The organism is Flavobacterium petrolei (assembly GCF_003314435.2).
GTDB classification, from domain to species: Bacteria; Bacteroidota; Bacteroidia; order Flavobacteriales; family Flavobacteriaceae; genus Flavobacterium; species Flavobacterium petrolei.
In genome coordinates this window covers 254,875-276,332 of record NZ_QNVY02000002.1, presented here as the reverse complement: position 1 = coordinate 276,332, position 21,458 = coordinate 254,875, and the positions used below count along the sequence as shown (strand labels likewise).

The following is a 21,458-nucleotide window of genomic DNA, read 5'->3' as shown; positions in this document are numbered from 1 at the left end:
TGTGGCTATCATCAAAGGGGCTAAATCAGAAATCATTATCGAAATATTTCAAAAAATTTGCTATACTATTATGATAACAAGCGCGGTCATGTCTGGATGAATCTGAATTAAATACAAGTATACCGGTGGACCTTTTTTATCCGAATAAATTTTTAGTTGCTTTAACTTTAGATTAGTTGGATTTCTTTTTAAAATTTTTATCGTAAAGTTGTCTGCCTAACTCTCCCAAAAATGGGAGGCCAACTTCATCATAATCATAAATATTATCATTAAAAACTTGATCTTTATTCACTAAAATTGTTGCCGAAATCATAAATTCAATTTGATTTTTTATATCGACAATATAAGCGCAGTCAATTAATGTACCATAAGCATCCCCTACCTTATTATATATTTTTATGTTTTCAGGAATAGGCTCTTTTAAATCGCCAAACATAAAGAACTTACAATAACCATCGTAATATTTAGTCGGATCATAACCTGCATTTTTGGGCAGATTTTGCATAGAAAAAAGAATAAACTCTCTATCTTTTTTTGTCAAATTAAAACGCTCCCGCTTCTTAAACGCTTCAGGAAAAACAATTCGTTTTAAAGAATTATGTAAAGTTTCTAAGGGATAATAATTTTTATTTGAAAAATCAAAGGGTATTTGCACGAGTTTTTCATCATTCATATACCCTATTCCTTTCTTTATTTTATTCAATCGTAAGGGTTTGTTGTCTTTTTTACTCAATACTGATGGCAGAGTCAAAATTGAATTATCATCATTGTATAATGTTACAGACTTAGTTATTGGATTTCCTGAATCTGGTGTAGACAGTCGATGTGATATTCTGAAAGGTTTCAATCCTTTTGAATGCATGCTTTTATTTAAATAATCAAAACCTATAAATTCTAATAAATTATTACTAGCATCATTATCACTGACCGCAAAAATTTTCGAAATTTCCTCTGTAAATTTATTTTTATCTGATTTTCCCTCGATTGAAAATTCTGAGTTCATTGAAGTATTTTGTATCGTGTTCAATTTTTCTAAAGCTAGAATAGCGATGGGAAATTTTATAGTACTTGCAGGATAAAAATAATTTTTGGCATTTAAATTATAGGTGTAATCTTTAAACTTCACTTCATTATGTTGATTTCGTATGATCTGAGTATAGATAATCTGAAGTTCAAATTGTGTAGGATTATCCATTACTCTTTTTATACTTTCATTTTTGGAAGACAAAGTTTCTTCAAGAATGTTTTTTTTTAAGGTTGAACATCCTACTAGGAAGAAGACTATAGAAATAAATAAAATTTGACTACTATTTTTCATAGTTACTTAATTTATTTTGTGAACTATAGGGAATAGATTAATGACTTTTATTACACTAAAAATAGGTAAAAATAGATCAAAAAAAAACTTCTCAATTTCTTGAGAAATTTTGTCGAGTGTCAAGGACAGCAATCGAACACTTACTAGCTGTTTTGACATTTTTTGAAGCCTTATGGTAATCCAGTTAAACATTTAAAAGCTAATTAGAACAAAGTAATTTTTATAATTAGTCTTGTTTGTCTTTCCTCAGACTTATAAGAACCCTTCGGGGAGTTGGTCATTTTAGTTAATCATTTCTTAATCCCTTAAGAAAGTCATCTGTATTGATATAAATTCGTTCTGTGAATTCGTATGAAATAAGTTATGTTTTAAAAAAACAACTAATTTTCATCGTATCCTAAAACAAATCTAAAGAATAACTTTTATAATAAAAAATTGATTTATACAACACTTTTAAATATTGCCATTTTTCAAGGAATAGTCTTGGGCTTAGTTATTTTAAGCTCTTCTTTATTTAATAGTAATTCAAATAAATATCTGGCATACTTGCTATTTACACTTTCTATTCTTTTACTGAATTATGTTTTTGAATTAGAAGAAGTATATACTCCTTATCCTTTTCTACACTTTATTGACAATGTCGAGTGGGCATTACTATTGCCAGCATTTCTATTCCTATATATTGTAAATCGGATTGATGATACTGTAAAAAGCAAACAAAAAATATATTTATGTTTTATTCCATTTGCTTATTCCGTTATACTTAACATTACAAACGATCTTGATCGTGTTGCAGGAATTTATACCATTCCAGAACCAGGTATCGTTATAATACAAATGCTTACTCTAATTCATCTTTTTTTTGTCTTTACATTCATCCCTTTCCTGCTGATTTACTCTTATTTTATGATAAGACATTTAAAGGATTCAGAAGAAAAAAAATGGGTAGTAACCTTATTAACCCTTTTTTCTTCATTGTTATTCTTTTGGCTTATTACCTGGTTAGTCGGCATATTTCTTCAATATGACATTTCTTCTCCTATGAGAATCGTGGCTATATCTGCAACATTCATTATTCATTGGACAGCATATATAGGTATTTACAAGTACAAACTTGCAAATAACAAGGATGCCATCTATACTTTTCTAAATAAAGATTTAGCTATTTCGTGCAGTAATTCGCAAATTATAGAAAATCACAGCCCAGAAGAATATCGGGAACCTATCTCGGTAGATAATCATTATTTTCAGAAACTTGATCTTCTTTGCAAGGAAGATCATATCTATACCGATTGTACATTGAATAGAGAAAAAATTGCTGAAAAACTAGGTATAAGTGCCGGATATGTTTCACAAATCGTAAACACGGTAACAGGAGACAACTTTACCAATTACATCAATCAATATCGGGTTGAAGCTGTCAAGGAAATGATATCAAATTCTGAATATGAAAAATATAATCTATTGACGATGGGACTAGAATCAGGTTTTACTTCAAAAACCACTTTTTATAAAGCTTTTAAAAAAGCTACTGGTCAAACACCAAATGAGTACCGGAATTCTAATAAATAAGTACCGATTTATACAATTTTAAGTTTTTGGCACCTTTTCTAGTTTTTCTTATGTGAGTTTTGCACTTCAATAATTAAAATCAATTTTTATGAAAAAAATTTTATTACTAGCTGTTGTTACAGTTTTAGGATTTACAAATGTTAATGCTCAAGAAATTAAATTTGGAGCTAAAGGAGGTTTAAACTTTGCTTCGATCAGCGGGAATAATTCCGCTGGTAGTGATATGGTAACATCATTTAATTTTGGTGTTTTATCAGAAATTTCAATTTCAGATAAATTTTCTTTTCAACCTGAATTAATGTATTCTGGTCAGGGATATAGTTTCAATGATAATACAATTGCCTTAAGTTATCTCAACATTCCTTTAATGGGAAAATATTATTTAACAAAAGGATTGAGTATTGAAGCTGGACCACAAATTGGGTATTTACTTTCGGCCAAAAATGAAAGCACAAACGTAAAAGATACGTTTAAGAAAGTTGACTTCGCTGCTAATTTAGGAATTGGTTACAAACTAGAAAACGGACTTAATTTTGGAGCAAGATATAATTTTGGATTATCAAACATTAATAATTTAGATAATTCTTCCAGTAAATATAAAAACAGAGTATTTCAATTATCTGTTGGTTATTTCTTTTTCTAAAACTTAATGATTTCAACACTTTTATACCCTTGGACTGCCATATAAACAGCAGCTTTTTTTTCGCCAATTTGATTTTTACCGGTTTTGACTACTATAATTTTTTTAATATGGTAGAGGTTAAAAATTAAAAATGTAAATAATTAAACATAAAATCCTTATTCAAAAAAGAATAAGGATTTTCATCTTTTATACCATTTCGTTTGATTTGCAAAATTTTAATTTTTCGGTTTAAAGTAAAAAAAACTTCTCAATTTCTTGAGAAGTTTTGTGGTCCATACGGGACCGTTTACTAACCATTTTATGCAAAATTTGAAGAAAATTTCAATAAAATATTAAAAATTATTTAACGATACATTTTGCTTCATATTACAACTCAAAACTAACTATAACATTTCTAGTACCTAATGCAGCTGAAAGTCCCGCTGTATAATCAATCCTACCGAGTTTGGTATAATTGTATGGAGTTGGAAATGATTTGTAAAACAATACCAATGTTCGAGAACCATAAAGCATTAAATCTGCTGTTTGTATAGTTCCAGGATTAGAAGCATTAGTAGGTAAGCTGGTCGAAAAATCAAAATACTTTTCGTTAGCATTCAGCTCCTTCATAGTGATTGTCATAGGCAACATTGCTTTGAATGCATCGGCAGTAGCATTATTTTCTAACGTGGCATTGAAAGTGCTTGAACCAATCTTAATTTTGATTTTAGTATTCATTTTTCCTGTGTTATTTCCAGTATTGTTATTTTCCGTGTTAGCGTTATTTTGAACCTCGCCAACTTTATCGCAAGAAGCAAAAACCGTAATAAAAGAAAATACTAAAAGAAGAATTAAAATTTTCTGTTTCATAACCAAGTACGGTTTAGTTAGAATGTTGAAGCATCAATTACATAACGGTAACGCGCTTCTTTATTAACAACTTTGTCCCAAGCATCGTTGATTTCTTCTGCTTTGATAATTTCAATTCGAGGAAGAATATTATTTTGAGCACAATAATCAACCACTTCTTGCGTCTCTGGAATTCCTCCAATCAAAGAAGCGCTAAACTTAACTCTGTTGAAAATCATCTGAAAATTATTAATAGATAAATGACCGTTGATAGGCATTCCAACTTGAACAAAATTACCATAGGGTTTTACACAGGAAGCATATGAAGCTACATCATAATCATAAGGAATTGTTGAAAGCATATAATCCAACTTTCCTTTATATGGAACTAATTTCTCCATTGAATCCACTACAATTACTTCTTTGGCACCAAAAGAAATAATATCTACTTTTTTATCAGCAGTAGTAGTAAACGCATATACTTCAGCTCCTTTTGAAACGGCCAATTTAATGGCAATATGACCAAGACCTCCAATTCCTATAATTCCAATTTTGTCCCCTTTTTTAAAATTTTCTCTCATCAAAGGTGAATAAGTTGTTATCCCTGCACAAAGCAATGGCGCGGCATATTTCAAATCCAAATTATTTGGAATTTTAATTGCAAAATGTTCTGTAACCACTATATTATTAGAATAACCACCTTGCGTTATTCCTGTTGGTGATGATTCTTCAGGTGAGCCATAAGTCCCCGTCATCCCAGTAGTTTCGCAATGGTGCTCTTCTCCGTTCTTGCAACTATCGCATTCCATACAACTATTAACCATACAACCAATACCAGCTTGATCGCCAATTTTAAACTTGGTTACATTTTTACCAATTGCCGTTACGATTCCTGCAATTTCATGCCCTGGTACTTGTGGATATTTTTGTGTCCCCCAATGTCCTTTAATCGTATGAATATCCGAATGACAAATTCCTGAAAATTTAATATCAATTAAAATATCGTTATCTCCTACAGGTCTGCGTTCAAAATCCCATTTTACTAGTGTGCTTTGTTCGTCTTTACCTGCGTATCCTCTTGATTTTATATTCTTGCTCATATTTAAAGATTTATTAGTTTGTGAAAGTAGTCCCAATGGATTAATCAACATTACGCCCGCACTTGCAAAAGCAGTTTGCTGAATAAATTTCCTTCTCCCTTCTTTGTTCTTGTTGTTTTTCATTTTTAACAATTATTTGCAGTTAACTGCTATATAATCTTGATCAGATACAGGTTTTAACCAAGTAACCTGAACATCTTCTTTGAAGTTAGTAATCGCAATATGTGCCATTTTACTTTTAGCAGTCGCACCGTGCCAATGTTTTACATTTTCAGGAATATTTACGACATCTCCTCTTTTGATAGATTGAGCTGGTTTGCCTTCTTCCTGATAGAATCCTTCACCTTCCAGTACAATTAAGACTTGTCCTTTCGGATGTGTGTGCCAATTGGTTCTTGCGCCTGGTTCAAAAGTTACATTGCCTGCCGAAAATTCGTTGTTTTTATAATTTGCAATAAATGCTGTTAAAAAAGCATTTCCCGTGAACCAGTCGTTCGATAATTTATCTCCTTTTGGAAAAATTGCTGTTGTGTCCATAGTATTTTCTGTTTTAGAATTACAGGCAGAAATTATAATCGCTGTAATGATTATTAGTATTGATTATAGTTTTCATTTTAAATATTTCTTAAAGAAATTTTCCAATTTATTAAAAGGAATTAAATCTGTTTTATCATATAAATCAACATGACCTGCATTTTTAACATAGTACAATTCTTTTGGTTCTGCTGCGCGTTTATAAGCATCTTCACTAAACTCTTTGGAGTGCGCTCGGTCTCCTGTAATAAAAAGCAGTGGACGAGGCGAAATCGTTTCGATATCATCAAAAGGATAAAAGTTCATAAACTTAACATTACTACTCAAAGTTGGTTTTGTAGTGGTTTCTTTTGAAGACCCTTTTGGAGTATATTCTCCACGAGAAGTTCTATAAAAATCAAAAAACTCACGTTGAATAGGATGCGTTTTTTCGTCTAATTTAAGATCTGTTCCACCCGTATATTTTACTTCTCCTCCATTAAACTCTACATACCGTTGTTCTGCTGCATCTGCAATAATTTGTTTGCGTTGCTCCAAAGTTAGAGAATGATTCAGTGCATTTCGATTCGCTGATCCCATATCATACATGCTTACCGTTGCGATGGCTTTCATTCTCGGATCGATTTTGGCAGCACTAATTACAAAACTCCCGCTCCCGCAAACGCCAATTACACCAATATTGTCTCTGTCAATATATGGACGTGTTCCCATGAAGTCAACTGCTGCGCTAAAATCTTCTGCATATACATCTGGTAAAACTGCATTGCGAGGTTCACCTTCACTTTCTCCCCAAAAAGAAAGATCAATTGCTAAAGTAATGAATCCACGATCTGCCATATTAGAAGCATAAACATCTGCACTTTGTTCTTTTACAGCACCCATTGGATGACCAATAATAATAGCCGCGTACTTTGTGTTACGATCTAAACTATTAGGAATAAAAAGATGCCCCGAAACATCCATTTTATATAGATTTTTAAAAGTAACGGCATACATCGTTACGTTGTCGCTCACTTTAAAAGTAGTATAGTCTTTTGTATTTATCTCTATCATCTCATTGTTTTTTTGAGTTTGATTTTTTTTGTCTTTTTCTGTACACCCCTGCCCTACCAACGTAATTACGGCAAGAATTAAAATAGATGTTTTTTTCATTTTTTTTTAAATTTACTTGTTGGTAATTGATTTAATAAATTTGGCAGGTATTCCACCAACAATAGTATTGTCAGGAACATCTTTAGAAACTACTGCTCCAGCTGCCACAATGGAGTTTTCGCCAATAGTTACTCCTGGTAGAATAGTTGCTCCAACACCGATCCAAGCTCCTTTTTTGATTACAATAGGTTGCGATATTGTAGCTCGTCTTTCAGAAGGGTTTATGGGATGATTAGTTGTTATGAGATTTGCTTTTGGACCAATAAGCACGTTGTCTTCTACCGTAATGCCGCCTCTATCCATGAAAGTACAAGCGTGATTTACAAATACATTTTTACCAATATGGATATTTTCTCCAAAATCAGAATAGAAAGGTGGAATCATAAAAAAAGTATCATCTACTTTTTTACCAATCAATTCACTAAAAACAGCATTGATTTCTTGCATATCATCAGTAACAAGATTGTTTAGCTTTGCAGTAGTGCGCATTGCTTTTTGAATAACCTTAAATAATTGTGGATATTCAGGATCATTTAGCGGAATAGTTTCGCCTGTTTTGTCTCTTGTAAAAATAGTTGTCGTTTCCATAATTCTTTGCATTTATTACAAATACAAAATTATAGCAAAACTGGATTTATGTGGTAACAAGATTCAAATCTATAGTTAAGAAATTCAAACCATTTCTAAACGGAAGTTTTTAGGATTTGTCCCCGTATTTTTTTTGAAAAAGTTATTAAAGTAAGTGGGATATTCAAAACCAAGGGCATAAGCAATTTCAGAAATATTCCAATCGGTGTGTTGTAAAAGGGCTTTTGCTTCGCTAATAATACGTTCAGAAATATGAGTTGTGGTCGATTTTCCTGTTGTATTTTTTACCGCACGATTTAGATAATTAACATGAAGCGACAAAACAGTAGAATAATCTTGTGCCGTCTTTAATTCAAGAGGCTTTTCATTGGTTTCAATTGGAAATTGTCTTTCTAATAATTCTAAAAAAACAGATGTAATTCGGGATTGTGCATTGTTATTACTTACGTAATCTTCAGAAGGTTGCATCTTCAATGCTTCATGTATTATCAAATTAATGTAGTTTCGAATTAAATCATCTTTATACGCATAATCCGTTTGTTGTTCTTCCATCATTTTCTGAAAGAGCGTATTCAAAAATGCCCTTTGCTGTTCTGTTATTTTCAAAATAGGAGTTCCACCAATTTTAAACAAAGGAGAATGTTGCAGACTTTCGGAACGATCTGATTTCAAAAATTTTTCCGAGAATAAGCAAGTATACCCTATATAACTTGTTGATATTGTTTCCCATGAATAAGGTATATGTGGATTACCGAAGAATAAAACAGTTCCCTCAGCCTCAAAGCTTTTATCAGCATAATGAATAATACTCTTACCTGTAGTTAGGCAAATTTTGTAAAAGTCCTTTCTACTATAAGTACGTGTTGCATTACCATCACTCTCAATTTGAAAGACGTTAAATCCTTTTAATTTCAAGTCAGTATTGAACTCTGAAACTGAACGTGTAATTTTATTTTGCATTTTACAAAATTATAAAAAACAAACCTTAATTCAATATTTACGCTTTCAATTAACATCATTTTAATAATGATAAACACCTAACGGCATTCGAACCAATATTCTCAGTGAAGCCAAGGCCTTAAAAAACTACCGTGCTTTAATTCAGTTATATTAAACAAAAAAAACCTCCAAAATCAATGACTTTGGAGGTTTTTAAATTTATGGTGGGCGATGAGGGGTTCGAACCCCCGACCCCCTCGGTGTAAACGAGGTGCTCTGAACCAGCTGAGCTAATCGCCCTAAACAATGCAGTTATTTTCATTTCCTTATTGCGAGTGCAAATATACAGCTAGAAATCGTATCTGCAAGCAAAATAGTAAAAAAAATCAATAAAATATTGACTCTATTTGTTTTCATGCTCTATTATAGCACTTTATACTAAGCATGAAACTCCAGTATTTTTTTGTATTGATTCGTTATAGTCTTACATTTGCGATATAAACAATATATAATGGCCAGGTTCAAAGAAAACGATTTACCAAAATCAAAAATTACTGCAAGTTCACTCCAAAAAGCAACTGTAATATTTCAATATGCAGGAAATCATCGTTGGAAATTTTATGTAGGTTTAATTTTTTTATTATTTACAGGAGCAACTGCTCTTGCCTTTCCTAAATTAATGGGAATGCTTATCGATTGTGTAAAAAATAAAGACAACTCTCAGGCTAACATGATTGCGGGCGGTTTAATTATAATCTTATTTCTACAATCGATTTTTTCGTTTTTTAGATTGTATTTATTTGTCAATTTCACTGAAAATACATTGGCTAATCTTAGAGTAGCACTTTATAGTAATTTAGTAAAACTGCCAATGTCTTTCTTTTCTCAAAAACGTGTTGGCGAATTAAATAGCCGAATCAGTTCTGATATAACCCAAATACAAGATACTTTAACATCAACCATAGCCGAATTTTTAAGACAATTTATTCTCATTATTGGTGGCGTTCTTTTATTGGCAAACGAAAGTATCAAATTAACGTTATTGATGTTATCCGTAGTTCCGCTTGTTGCAGTTGCTGCTGTTATTTTTGGGCGATTCATCAGGAAATATTCAAAAAACGTTCAGGATAAAGTTGCCGAAAGTCAGGTAGTTGTTGAAGAAACTATGCAAGGCATCAGTATTGTTAAGGCTTTTGCCAATGAATGGTACGAAATTGCCCGCTACAACGGAAAAATAAAGGAAGTCGTTAAGATTGCTATTAAAGGTGGAAAATACCGAGGTTACTTTGCTTCATTTATTATCTTCTGTCTTTTCGGAGCTATTGTAGCTGTAGTTTGGTTCGGTGTTCGATTAAGCATCAGCGGTGAAATGAGCGTTGGACAATTGATTTCATTTGTATTGTATTCCACATTTGTAGGTGCTTCTTTTGGAGGAATCGCTGAACTTTATGCCCAAATCCAAAAAGCAATTGGAGCAACGGAACGTGTTTTTGAATTATTAGATGAAACTCCTGAAAAAATTAAATCAGTTCGTGATCTTGCTACAATTGAAAAAATAAAAGGAAATGTCACTTTCAAGAATGTAGCGTTCAGTTACCATTCGAGAAAAGAAATTAAAGTATTGAAAGACGTCAGTTTTACGGCTAACTTTGGTCAAAAAATAGCGATCGTTGGTCCAAGTGGAACCGGAAAATCGACTATTGCTTCGCTTTTATTGCGTTTTTACAATATTGATGAAGGAGAAATATTAGTTGACGGAAAAAATATTTATGATTTTGATTTAGAAAGTCTGCGAGGAAATATGAGTATTGTACCGCAAGACGTGATATTATTTGGCGGAACCATAAGAGAAAATATTGCTTATGGAAAACCAAATGCCACCGAAGAGGAAATTCTTACTGCTTCAAAACAAGCTAATGCTTTTAATTTTATCGAAAGTTTCCCAGAAAAGTTTGAAACAATTGTGGGCGAAAGAGGAATTAAACTTTCTGGAGGACAACGACAACGTATTGCCATTGCCAGAGCTTTATTGAAAAACCCAAGTATTTTGATTCTAGATGAAGCCACTTCATCATTAGACAGTGAAAGCGAAAAACTGGTTCAGGAAGCACTTGAAATTCTGATGCAAGGAAGAACCAGTATCATAATTGCACACCGTCTTTCAACAATTCGTAGTGCAGATCAAATTTTAGTTTTGGATAAAGGAAAAATTACAGAGCAAGGAACACATCAAGAATTAATAGCTTTAGAAAATGGTATCTATAAAAATTTAAGCAATTTACAATTCAGCAATTCTTAAATTTTATTTCTAATTTGACAAAAAAAACTCCATTCAGTACATACTGAATGGAGTTTTTTTATGAATTTAAATTTACCTGAATAACTAAAAACTGATGTCTACTTCCCTTTTCTTCGGTTACGTTCTGCTTTTATCATCTCTAATTCACGACTCGTTTGTCCCGCTACCGAAGTATTTTCTTCAGCACGACGAATCAAATACGGCATGACATCTTTAACTGGACCAAAAGGCAAATATTTTGCTACATTATACCCATTAGCAGCTAGATTGTAGCTGATATTGTCGCTCATCCCGTACAACTGACCAAACCAGATTCTGTCATCGTTTGTTTTAATTCCTTTTTCCTGCATCAATTCCATTAAAGTATACGTACTTAACTCATTGTGGGTTCCTGCAAAAATAGACATCAAATCTAAATTATCTATCATATAGTGAACAGCGGCATCGTAATTTTCATCAGTAGCTTCTTTTGAAGCGCATATTGGTGATGGGTATCCTTTTTCTTCGGCACGAACAACTTCTTTTTCCATGTAAGCACCACGAACTAATTTCATACCAATGAAGAATCCATCTTTTTTGGCTTGCTCATGTAATTTTTTCAAGTAATCCAAACGATCCCAACGATACATTTGCAACGTATTGAAAACAATCGCTTTTTCTTTGTTGTATTTGCGCATCATTTCAGTCACCAAATCATCTGCAGCATCTTGCATCCAACTTTCTTCACCATCGATCAAAAGAGCAACATTTTTAGAATGAGCATCTTTACAAACTAAATCAAAACGGGCCACAACTCTATTCCATTCTGCTTGTTCTTCTGGAGTTAATGTTTGTTTTTCTCCTAATTTCTCATATAATTCAAAACGACCAAAACCGGTTGGTTTAAAAACAGCAAAAGGTATAGCCAAACGTTCTTTTGCAAATTCGATGGTTTTTAACGTCATTTCAAGAGCCGCATCAAATTGATCTTCCTCTTCTTTTCCTTCGACAGAATAATCCAAAACAGATGAAACGCCTTTTGTATACATTTTATCCACAACCGAAAGACAGTCCACTTCATTTACACCACCACAAAAGTGGTCAAAAACAGTAGCGCGAATCAAACCTTCTACAGGAAGATTGGCTTTTAAAGCAAAATTTGTAACCGCAGTTCCTATACGGACTAGAGGCTGATTAGCAATCATTTTGAAAAGAAAATAAGCTCTATCCAATTCGGTATCACTTTTTAATGAAAAGGCAACTTGCGTATTATTGAATATTTTTTTCATTATTTGTTAATTTTTTATGCAAATATAATTAGAGTTTTGAATATTATTTTAAAAAACTATTATTAAAAAAAGAAAAACGCATTTTAAAAAAAGTCAAAAACTAATTCCCTTAAAAAAATACTAATTTAATATTTAACCAATTTTTGATTTAAATCAACTTTAGAAAAATAAATATCTTAAATAATTTTGAATGATTTATTATTTATGTGCAAACGATTAAATTCTTTTTTTTTGATTACTTGGCAACAATATGGTACTAAACCTTTAAAAATTTAGCAAATACACAACATCAAAGGATTATTATTAAATTTCTGTATTTTGAATAAACTATCTTTAATTAAAATAAAAAATCTATAGATTTGCTTTGAAGAAATAGCAACTTAAAAAATATGAAAAAACAAATTAATGCAAGTATTCCTCTGAACTCAGAAGTAGCATCTCAAAATAATGTCTATTATGATTTTATGTCATTGTTATTTTTAGCTTGCTATTTGTTAATGGATTTTTTACCGGATTTTAAGAGTATCGAAATTATTGGAACACAATACTTTTACATTTCAATATTAAATTTGATTATCGCTCTTTTTATATTTAAAAATCCTACTTTTATAAATCAAAGTTTATATACAATTTTACAGAAAAGTCATCTTCTTAAAATTTATATTTTATTTATTCTCTTAAGCGGAATTTCATTCTTCTCGACTAAAAATTTATCCTTAACTCTAGTAAGCTTTATCGAAATATTGGTAGTTTTTATCATGTTTCTAAACGTATTAGCTATTGTATCTAATAGATTACATTTAATTTACAGAATTTCCATACTTGTCGGTATTAGTGTAGTACTTCAAACTGTACTACAACTTAGTGATATCCTAAAAGAAGCGGGGTCTGTAATCAATGCACTATCAAAACTAAAGGGTAATACCGGAAATATAAATATCTTCGCAGCTAGTTTAAATATAAAAATTCCTTTTCTTTTAATTGGAGCTATCCATTTTTCAAATTGGAAAAAATGGTTTCTAATTTTTTCATTATTTTTAGCAACATTTACGATTTTTTTGATAAGTGCAAGGGCTGCATATTTGGCTTTGTTTTTCGAACTATTACTATTTATCATCTTTTATTTAAAACTATACTCCTTAAAAAAAATTACAGTTCTTAATGTAGTTTACTTGCTAATCCCAATGCTATTGAGTTTAATTTTAGCAAATATTGTTTTTAAAGTTAATAATGGTACTGGTCGATATGAGTCTGTTGGTAGTCGAGTTGTTCAAATAGCCAGTACGAATGAAGCATCAGTAAGTGCCAGATTTACATATTGGGATAATGCATTAAGTATAATAAACAAATTTCCTGCCACTGGAATTGGTTTGGGTAATTGGAAGATTGAAAGTATTCCTTATGAGAAGACATCAATTGATGACGGCTTCATCTCTTCACATACTCACAATGATTTTTTGGAAATAGCAGCTGAGACCGGTGTTTTTAATGGATTAGTTTATTTGTCATTATTTATAATTGCATTTTTTATAAACATGAAGGCGATTTTAAGTAAAAGTGATCCAAATAATAAGATTATAGCACTTTTAGCCGTATTAATTTTAACCGGATACTTTATAGATGCCTTTTTTAATTTCCCTTTGTACAGACCTACAATGCAATTTGGTTTTGTTCTGTTTTTAGTTTTTACAGTAGTGAATACTTTAAAAACGGATGAAGTAAATACTGTGAGAATAACACGTCAATTTTCAATCGGAATTATCATATTAAGTTTGATTACCGTTTATATTACTTTTTTAACTTTAAAAGCATACCGTTTAGAATACGCAATTAAATACGATAAAAACCCGGCCCAAACATCCGAAGAAATATTAAAAAATTTACCTCAATTACCAAATGTAGGAATCTATTCAGAAACCTTTTATGAGCATTTAGCAATTGCCTATTTTAGTGAAGAAAAGTATGAAAATGCAAAAAAATACTTTTATTTATCAAACAAAATAAATCCTTATTTAGGTGTATCAAATTGGTATTTGTATAAAATTGAAAAAATAAATGGAAATTTTGACACCGCTTACGAATATATAAAAACAGCTTTTTATTCCAGACCGCGAACAACTAATTTTTATTTAGATGCCCTCAAAATGGCCTCATTAAAAAAAGATACCTCTGAAATATTCAAAATTCATCAATTATTTACCAAATACAGAAGTATGCCCAGTAATTGGAAGAATACCGCTTCTGCTTTATCAATATCTAAATACGACACAAATAAAATAATTGCTTTTGTCAACAAAGGTTTAAAAATATATCCTACTGATACTACTCTTTTGAATAGAAAAACAAGATTAATAAAACGTAAAGAATCTACTAACTTAAATAATACATTTATTAATGGACTACCCGCAGAATCTGCCGCTAAAATAAATTATATGGTTGAAGCAAAAAAAATGGGTGATTCACAGCAATTTGAGAAAGCAATTGTATTATATAATAAAGCATTTAAGGAAAATCCTGAAAAAGTAGTAATTTTGCAGGATATTGCGGTTTGTTATTATCAACTCGATAAACCTGAAATTGCAATCAATTATTTAGAAAGAATATTAAATAATCCACGTTTAAATGATGGTAAAACAGAATACTTGTTATCTGGATGCTATTTCAAAATAAAGGATAAAACAAATGGATGCAATTATTTAAATATTGCTTTTAACAAAAAATACCCTAACACAGAACAACTACTAAATCAATTCTGCAAATAACTACAACACTAAGATGCAATCAATTCAAGCCAACAGTTACCCAATACATTTCAACGAAAAAGGATACGAAGCATTAAACCTTCATTTAAAAGAAAATAAATACTCCAACCTATTTATAATTGTAGACAGCAATACTAATGAGTTTTGCTTACCTTATTTCCTACCATATCTGGAAACAGAACTTACTATTGAAATTATAGAATTTGATGCCGGTGAAGAAAATAAAAATATTGAGACTTGCGTCCAAATTTGGAATGTACTCACTGAACTTGGTGCTGACAGAAAAAGCCTTGTGATTAATCTTGGTGGAGGTGTTGTTACTGATTTAGGTGGTTTTGTAGCTTCAACATTCAAGCGTGGAGTTGATTTTATTCATATTCCTACTACGCTACTATCAATGGTTGATGCTTCTGTTGGAGGGAAAAACGGGGTCGATTTAGGGAATTTAAAAAACCAAATTGGTGTTATAAATGTTCCAATAATGGTTCTTATTGACACCCAATATCTTGAAACGGTGCCTCAAAATGAAATGCGTTCCGGTCTTGCCGAAATGTTAAAACACGGTTTGATATATGATAAGAAATATTGGGAGCAATTTTTAGATTTAAAATCTATAGATTTTGCTGATTTTGATTCGTTAATTTACCGTTCGGTTGAAATAAAAAATGAAATCGTCCTTCAAGATCCTACGGAGAAAAATATCCGAAAAGCCTTAAATTTTGGCCATACCTTGGGACATGCCATTGAAAGCTATTTTCTAGAAAATGAAAATAAAACAACTTTGTTACACGGAGAAGCCATTGCCGTTGGGATGGTCTTGGAAAGTTTTATTTCATTGGATAAAAAACTAATCAATAAAGAAGAATATTCTGAGATAAAATCCTGTATTAAGGCTGTATATGACGACATCCTTTTTGAAGAAAATGATATTGAACCAATCTTGGAATTACTGATTCACGACAAAAAAAATGAGTATGGTAACATTCAGTTTGCATTAATTGAAGGTATCGGAAAAATAAAAATAAATCAATCAGTTGAAAATGAATTAATTCTTAGGGCTTTTGAGGATTATAAATCTTAATTATTTTTTATAAAAAGCATTGCATTGCGTATATAATATTTTTTACATTTGCACCAATGAAAAAAAGTCAAAACAAGCGAAATTATAGTTCTAATAAAACCCGAAACAATATGTCTTTCCTGAGAATATTGAAGCGGTTTTATTCTATTAAAGGAAACTTTAGTTTTGATGTTTTCCAATACTTAAAAGCAGACCACGAGAAGCTTCAGATCGTATATGCAAATATTCGCGTTTGAATTATAGGTTACTTTATTTTTACAATATTCTAATCTATAATTATGACATCTAATGAATACAAAATATTCTGATTTAATCAATCAAACCTACTATTTTCCGCAAGAAGAATTTACATTAAACAAAGATAATCTTCAATTTCACAATATCGATTTGATGAAATTGGTGGAACAATACGGGACACCATTAAAATTCACTTATTTGCCTCAAATTTCCAACAACATTAACAAAGCCAAAAGTTGGTTTCGTAAATCGATGGAAAAAAATAAATATGAGGCAAAATATTATTACTGTTATTGCACTAAAAGTTCTCATTTTGAATATATTATGAACGAAGCGTTCAAAAATAACATTCATATTGAAACTTCATCTGCTTTTGATATTAACATTGTAGAAAACCTTTTGGCAAATGGTAAAATTAACAAAAGTACCTATGTAATTTGTAATGGTTTCAAAAGAGATCAATACATCGATAATATTGCACGATTGATTAATAATGGTCATAAAAACACCATTCCAATCATTGATAATTTTGAAGAACTTGATTTACTTCAGGGACAAATAAAAAGTAAATTCAAAATTGGAATTCGTATTGCGGCTGAAGAGGAACCGAAATTTGAGTTTTACACTTCCAGATTAGGAATTGGATACAAAAATATTGTTCCATTTTATAAGAGAGAAATTAAGGAAAATAAAAAATTGGAACTGAAAATGTTGCACTTTTTTATCAATACAGGAATTAACGACAACGCTTATTACTGGAATGAATTAGTAAAATGTATTAAGGTTTATGTAGCATTAAAAAAAGAATGTCCTTCCCTTGACGGATTAAATATTGGTGGTGGTTTTCCAATAAAGAACTCATTGGCATTTGAATACGATTATCAATACATGATTGATGAAATCATCAATCAGATCAAAATAGCTTGCGATGAAGCCGAGGTTGATGTTCCTAATATTTTTACTGAATTTGGCTCCTATACTGTAGGCGAAAGTGGTGGAGCAATTTATCAGATTTTGTATCAAAAACAACAAAATGACAGAGAAAAGTGGAATATGATTGATTCCTCTTTCATCACTACTTTACCAGATACTTGGGCAATCAACAAACGTTTTATCATGCTGGCAGTCAATCGCTGGAATGATACATACGAGCGGGTTTTGTTAGGCGGAATGACCTGTGATAGCGATGATTATTACAATTCAGAGCAAAACATGAATGCTATTTATTTGCCAAAATACAACAAAGAAAAACCATTATATATTGGATTCTTTAATACAGGAGCTTATCAAGAAACCATTGGTGGATACGGTGGTTTACACCACTGTTTGATTCCGCAACCTAAACATATTTTAATAGACAGAGACGAAAATGGTATTTTGGCCACTGAGGTTTTTTCAGAGCAACAAACCTCTGAAGACGTTTTGAAAATATTGGGTTACGACAAAAAATAAATTACCAACTATTCAATTATTCAATATAAAAATTCGTTAAATTTGAGATTATAATTTTAACGTTTTGATTTCTAAGCATTTAAATTTTAAAAAATGAGCAAAGGACCAATCAGTCAGTTTATAGAAAAGCATTATTTGCATTTCAATTCTGCATCTTTAGTTGACGCAGCTAAGGCATACGAAGAACAATTAGCCAATGGTGCAAAAATGATGGTGAGCATGGCTGGCGCTATGAGTACTGCCGAGATTGGAAAAATATTTTCTGAAATTATTCGTCAGGATAAAGTGCATATCATTTCGTGCACTGGAGCAAATCTAGAGGAAGATATCATGAATCTTGTAGCTCATTCTCATTATGAAAGAGTTCCAAATTATCGTGATTTGACTCCGCAAGACGAATGGGATTTATTGGAAAGAGGTTTAAATCGTGTAACAGATACTTGTATTCCGGAGCATGAAGCTTTCCGTCGTTTGCAAAAACATATCTACAAAATATGGAAAGATGCTGATGATAAAGGCGAACGCTATTTTCCGCATGAGTTTATGTACAAAATGTTACTTTCAGGTGTTCTTGAAGAATATTATGAAATTGACTTAAAAGACAGTTGGATGTATGCAGCTGCTGAGAAAAATTTACCTATTATTGTACCCGGATGGGAAGACAGTACCATGGGAAATATATTTGCATCGTATGTAATTAAAGGAGATTTGAAAGCTTCTACAATGAAATCCGGTATTGAATATATGGTTTTCTTATCAGATTGGTATCCAAAAAATAGTACCAATGGTGTAGGTTTCTTCCAAATTGGTGGTGGTATTGCTGGAGATTTTCCAATATGTGTGGTGCCAATGTTGTACCAAGATATGGAAATGCATGACATTCCTTTCTGGAGCTATTTCTGCCAGATTTCAGATTCAACAACCAGTTATGGTTCGTATTCTGGAGCAGTGCCAAATGAAAAAATAACTTGGGGTAAGTTAGACATTAAAACTCCTAAGTTTATTATTGAGTCGGATGCTACCATTGTAGCACCTTTAATTTTCGCTTATTTATTAGATCTATAGAATAATTTTATGAAAAGAGTAATTGTTGATTACGCAAAACTTACCAATGAAATTTTAAACCTATTGGTGGACAAATTTCCAGATGGTTATGATGATTCAAACATTATTAGTTTTAGAAACGCTAAAAATGAATTGGTTGAAGCGGTTGAAGTTCGAACTGAAGACACTATTTATTTAGTAAAAGTGAGCACTAAACTTGCAGATAGAATTGAAAATTATGATGAAGATGATGAAATCCTTATCGATGAAGTTGTTGAACCGATCAAAGGTCTAGATTTAGATGATGATATTGATGACGACGATGAAGATGACGCTATCGACAAACCAGATTCTGATTCAGGAGATGATGAGGATGACGAAGATGCTGATGAAAAAGATTTCGCTGACGAAGACGATGATGAAGATGAGGATTAATTAATCCTGTTTTAAATATACTTATAAAAAGGAACTCATTCACGAGTTCCTTTTTTTATAACTTTAGACTTCTAAATATACGCCAAAATGACTCAGCAAATTTTATATGCCAAACTCAAAGAAAACTTTGGTTTTGAAAAATTCAGACCCAACCAAGAGGAAATAATAAACTGTGTTCTCTCTGGGCAAGATACATTGGCAATTATGCCTACAGGTGGTGGGAAATCAATTTGTTTTCAATTACCAGCATTACTTTTTCCCGGAATTACAATCGTAATTTCCCCGCTTATCGCTTTGATGAAAGATCAAGTTGATGGCTTGAAAGCAAATGGAATTGAAGCCTGTTTTATCAACAGCAGTCAAACCGAAGACGAACGTCAATTTTATATCGAAAGCTTAAAATCGAATACAATTAAGCTCGTTTACATTGCTCCAGAAAGCTTGTCATTTCTGGATAATATTTTCAATAGTTTAACCATAAGTCTTATCGCTATTGATGAAGCGCATTGCATTTCATCTTGGGGACATGATTTCAGACCAGCATATACAAATCTTGGATATCTAAAAAATCGCTTCCCTTCTACTCCAATCTTAGCTTTAACTGCCACTGCTGATAAAGCTACACGTAAGGATATTAGCGAACAATTAAATCTAAAAAACCCGAAATTATTTGTTGCTTCTTTTGATCGAAAAAATTTAAGTTTAGAAGTGCGTCCCGCTTTAGACAGAGTCAAACAGATAATAGATTTCATCCAAGAAAAACCAAACGAATCCGGGATTGTATATTGCTTGAGCAGAAAAACAACCGAAGAATTAGCCGAAAAATTACAAAAAATCGGCATTAGTGCTAAGGCCTATCACGCCGGTTTAGACAATAAAATTCGCTCGAAAACACAAGATGAATTTATCAATGATGATTGCAAAGTGGTATGTGCAACCATTGCTTTTGGGATGGGAATTGATAAATCAAATGTTCGATGGGTGATTCACTATAACTTGCCAAAAAACATTGAAGGTTATTATCAGGAAATTGGTCGTGCAGGTCGCGATGGTTTGCCATCAGAAACAGTATTGTTCGAAAGTTATGGCGATGTGATTCAATTGCAAAAATTTGCTTCTCAAGGTTTAAACGCCGAAGTACAACTTGCCAAACTGGAGCGAATGAAACAATATGCCGATGCATTAAGTTGTCGCAGAAAAATATTGCTTTCCTATTTTGGCGAACTCGTTACAGAGAATTGTGGAAATTGTGATATCTGTAAAAATCCGCCGCTTTTTTTCGATGGAACCATAATTGCTCAAAAAGCATTATCGGCAATTATTCGATTACAGGAAACAGAACCATTACCTGTAATTATTGACTTTTTGCGCGGGTCCAAAAATGCGTATATCTATGAAAAAGAATACCAAAACCTGAAAACATATGGTGTTGGTGTTGATCTTTCATGGTTTGACTGGAATCAATATTTAATACAATTGATAAATCTTGGGTACTGTGAGATTGCTTTTCATAAGCAAAATAAAATTCGACTTACTTCTTTAGCTAAAAAAGTATTGTTTGAAGGCGAAAAAGTACAACTGACGACGGTTAAAAAAATCAATATCGAGAAGCAAGAAATCAAAGAAACGAAAAGCAAAACAGTAGCTAATTCGCTTTTTGAAACCTTACGGAAATTACGTTATGAAATTTCTAAAGAAGAATCCGTTCCAGCTTATGTAATTTTCAGTGATGCGGCTTTGCGCCAAATGGAAACCGAAAGACCGATGAGTGATACCGAATTACTCGCAATTGATGGCGTTGGTAAAGCAAAACTGGAAAAATATGGCGATGCTTTTATAAAAGTTATTCAAGATTTCCAAAAAGCAAAAGGCACTAAAAAGAAAAAAGAAGCCACAACTTATAAAGAAACATTAGAACTTTATAAAAACGGATTTTCTGTTGAGGAAATTGCTCAAAAAAGGAAATTAGGATTAAGTACCATTATGTCCCATTTAGCGAAACTGTATATTGACGGAGCAGACATAGATTTGGATTCGTTTATCTCAAAAGAAGAAGTTTCGCAAATTGCCGAAGCACAAATAAAACTGGAATTCCCAAATGCTCTTAAACCCTATTTTGATTATTTCGAAGAAAAAATAGATTACGGAAAAATCCGATTGGCATTAGCTGTAATAGAAAAAGAGAATGCTGTACTTTAATTGAATT

General features: G+C 31.8%; 17 protein-coding genes and 1 tRNA gene. 9 read left to right on the top strand and 9 right to left on the bottom strand.

The genetic code is table 11. From position 1 onward, the window contains the following. Positions 1 to 172: 172 nt before the first annotated feature. On the bottom strand, positions 173 to 1,318 hold the full coding sequence (locus DR871_RS07730) for a serine hydrolase (protein ID WP_113665813.1): 1,146 nt from the start codon (positions 1,316 to 1,318) through the stop codon (positions 173 to 175). 435 nt (positions 1,319 to 1,753) lie between these two features. Between DR871_RS07730 and DR871_RS07725 the strand changes: the two genes are divergently transcribed. Both DR871_RS07725 and DR871_RS07720 read left to right on the top strand, forming a co-directional pair. After that, on the top strand, positions 1,754 to 2,890 hold the full coding sequence (locus tag DR871_RS07725) for a helix-turn-helix domain-containing protein (protein ID WP_113665815.1): 1,137 nt from the start codon (positions 1,754 to 1,756) through the stop codon (positions 2,888 to 2,890). An 88-nt stretch (positions 2,891 to 2,978) separates the two neighbouring features. Continuing rightward, on the top strand, positions 2,979 to 3,533 hold the full coding sequence (locus tag DR871_RS07720; RefSeq protein WP_113665816.1) for a porin family protein: 555 nt from the start codon (positions 2,979 to 2,981) through the stop codon (positions 3,531 to 3,533). Positions 3,534 to 3,899: 366 nt separating this feature from the next. Here the strand turns inward: DR871_RS07720 and DR871_RS07715 are convergent, their stop codons facing one another. From DR871_RS07715 to DR871_RS07685, 7 genes are all read right to left on the bottom strand, one after another. Continuing rightward, complete coding sequence (locus tag DR871_RS07715; RefSeq protein WP_113665817.1) at positions 3,900 to 4,382, bottom strand: cyclophilin-like fold protein; 483 nt, start codon at positions 4,380 to 4,382, stop codon at positions 3,900 to 3,902. Between the two features lie 17 nt (positions 4,383 to 4,399). After that, a complete protein-coding gene (locus DR871_RS07710) occupies positions 4,400 to 5,584 on the bottom strand; it encodes an NAD(P)-dependent alcohol dehydrogenase (protein WP_113666060.1) in 1,185 nt (394 codons plus the stop codon). 9 nt (positions 5,585 to 5,593) lie between these two features. Continuing rightward, positions 5,594 to 5,998: a (R)-mandelonitrile lyase gene (locus DR871_RS07705; protein WP_113665818.1), complete on the bottom strand. Its 405-nt coding sequence runs from the start codon at positions 5,996 to 5,998 to the stop codon at positions 5,594 to 5,596. A 72-nt stretch (positions 5,999 to 6,070) separates the two neighbouring features. Further along, positions 6,071 to 7,147 carry an alpha/beta hydrolase gene (locus DR871_RS07700; RefSeq protein WP_165355316.1) on the bottom strand — a complete coding sequence of 359 codons (1,077 nt, stop codon included), beginning with the start codon at positions 7,145 to 7,147 and terminating at the stop codon, positions 6,071 to 6,073. Positions 7,148 to 7,159: 12 nt separating this feature from the next. After that, entirely contained in the window at positions 7,160 to 7,735 is a 576-nt protein-coding gene (locus DR871_RS07695; protein ID WP_113666061.1) for a sugar O-acetyltransferase, read from the bottom strand. Between the two features lie 84 nt (positions 7,736 to 7,819). Further along, a complete protein-coding gene (locus DR871_RS07690; protein ID WP_113665819.1) occupies positions 7,820 to 8,695 on the bottom strand; it encodes a helix-turn-helix domain-containing protein in 876 nt (291 codons plus the stop codon). A 201-nt stretch (positions 8,696 to 8,896) separates the two neighbouring features. Next, positions 8,897 to 8,974, bottom strand: a tRNA-Val gene (locus DR871_RS07685). A 211-nt stretch (positions 8,975 to 9,185) separates the two neighbouring features. Between DR871_RS07685 and DR871_RS07680 the strand changes: the two genes are divergently transcribed. Then, positions 9,186 to 10,973 carry an ABC transporter ATP-binding protein gene (locus tag DR871_RS07680; protein WP_113665820.1) on the top strand — a complete coding sequence of 596 codons (1,788 nt, stop codon included), beginning with the start codon at positions 9,186 to 9,188 and terminating at the stop codon, positions 10,971 to 10,973. Positions 10,974 to 11,071: 98 nt separating this feature from the next. Here the strand turns inward: DR871_RS07680 and DR871_RS07675 are convergent, their stop codons facing one another. Next, positions 11,072 to 12,241 (bottom strand): proline dehydrogenase family protein, encoded by a 1,170-nt coding sequence (locus tag DR871_RS07675; protein ID WP_113665821.1) that lies wholly within the window; start codon positions 12,239 to 12,241, stop codon positions 11,072 to 11,074. Positions 12,242 to 12,630: 389 nt separating this feature from the next. Between DR871_RS07675 and DR871_RS07670 the strand changes: the two genes are divergently transcribed. The 6 genes from DR871_RS07670 to recQ all read left to right on the top strand — a co-directional run bounded on the left by DR871_RS07670 (position 12,631) and on the right by recQ (position 21,451). Beyond that, a complete protein-coding gene (locus tag DR871_RS07670) occupies positions 12,631 to 15,003 on the top strand; it encodes an O-antigen ligase family protein (RefSeq protein ID WP_113665822.1) in 2,373 nt (790 codons plus the stop codon). 13 nt (positions 15,004 to 15,016) lie between these two features. After that, positions 15,017 to 16,084: a 3-dehydroquinate synthase gene (aroB, locus tag DR871_RS07665; RefSeq protein ID WP_113665823.1), complete on the top strand. Its 1,068-nt coding sequence runs from the start codon at positions 15,017 to 15,019 to the stop codon at positions 16,082 to 16,084. A gap of 288 nt (positions 16,085 to 16,372) precedes the next feature. Further along, positions 16,373 to 17,773 carry a type III PLP-dependent enzyme domain-containing protein gene (locus DR871_RS07660; protein WP_113665824.1) on the top strand — a complete coding sequence of 467 codons (1,401 nt, stop codon included), beginning with the start codon at positions 16,373 to 16,375 and terminating at the stop codon, positions 17,771 to 17,773. Between the two features lie 93 nt (positions 17,774 to 17,866). Further along, on the top strand, positions 17,867 to 18,838 hold the full coding sequence (locus DR871_RS07655; RefSeq protein WP_073353127.1) for a deoxyhypusine synthase family protein: 972 nt from the start codon (positions 17,867 to 17,869) through the stop codon (positions 18,836 to 18,838). Between the two features lie 9 nt (positions 18,839 to 18,847). Beyond that, the gene (locus DR871_RS07650; protein ID WP_113665825.1) at positions 18,848 to 19,252 is read left to right on the top strand and encodes a DNA primase; all 405 of its coding nucleotides are present in this window, start codon (positions 18,848 to 18,850) and stop codon (positions 19,250 to 19,252) included. An 87-nt stretch (positions 19,253 to 19,339) separates the two neighbouring features. After that, positions 19,340 to 21,451 carry a DNA helicase RecQ gene (gene recQ / locus DR871_RS07645; RefSeq protein WP_113665826.1) on the top strand — a complete coding sequence of 704 codons (2,112 nt, stop codon included), beginning with the start codon at positions 19,340 to 19,342 and terminating at the stop codon, positions 21,449 to 21,451. Positions 21,452 to 21,458 lie beyond the last annotated feature (7 nt).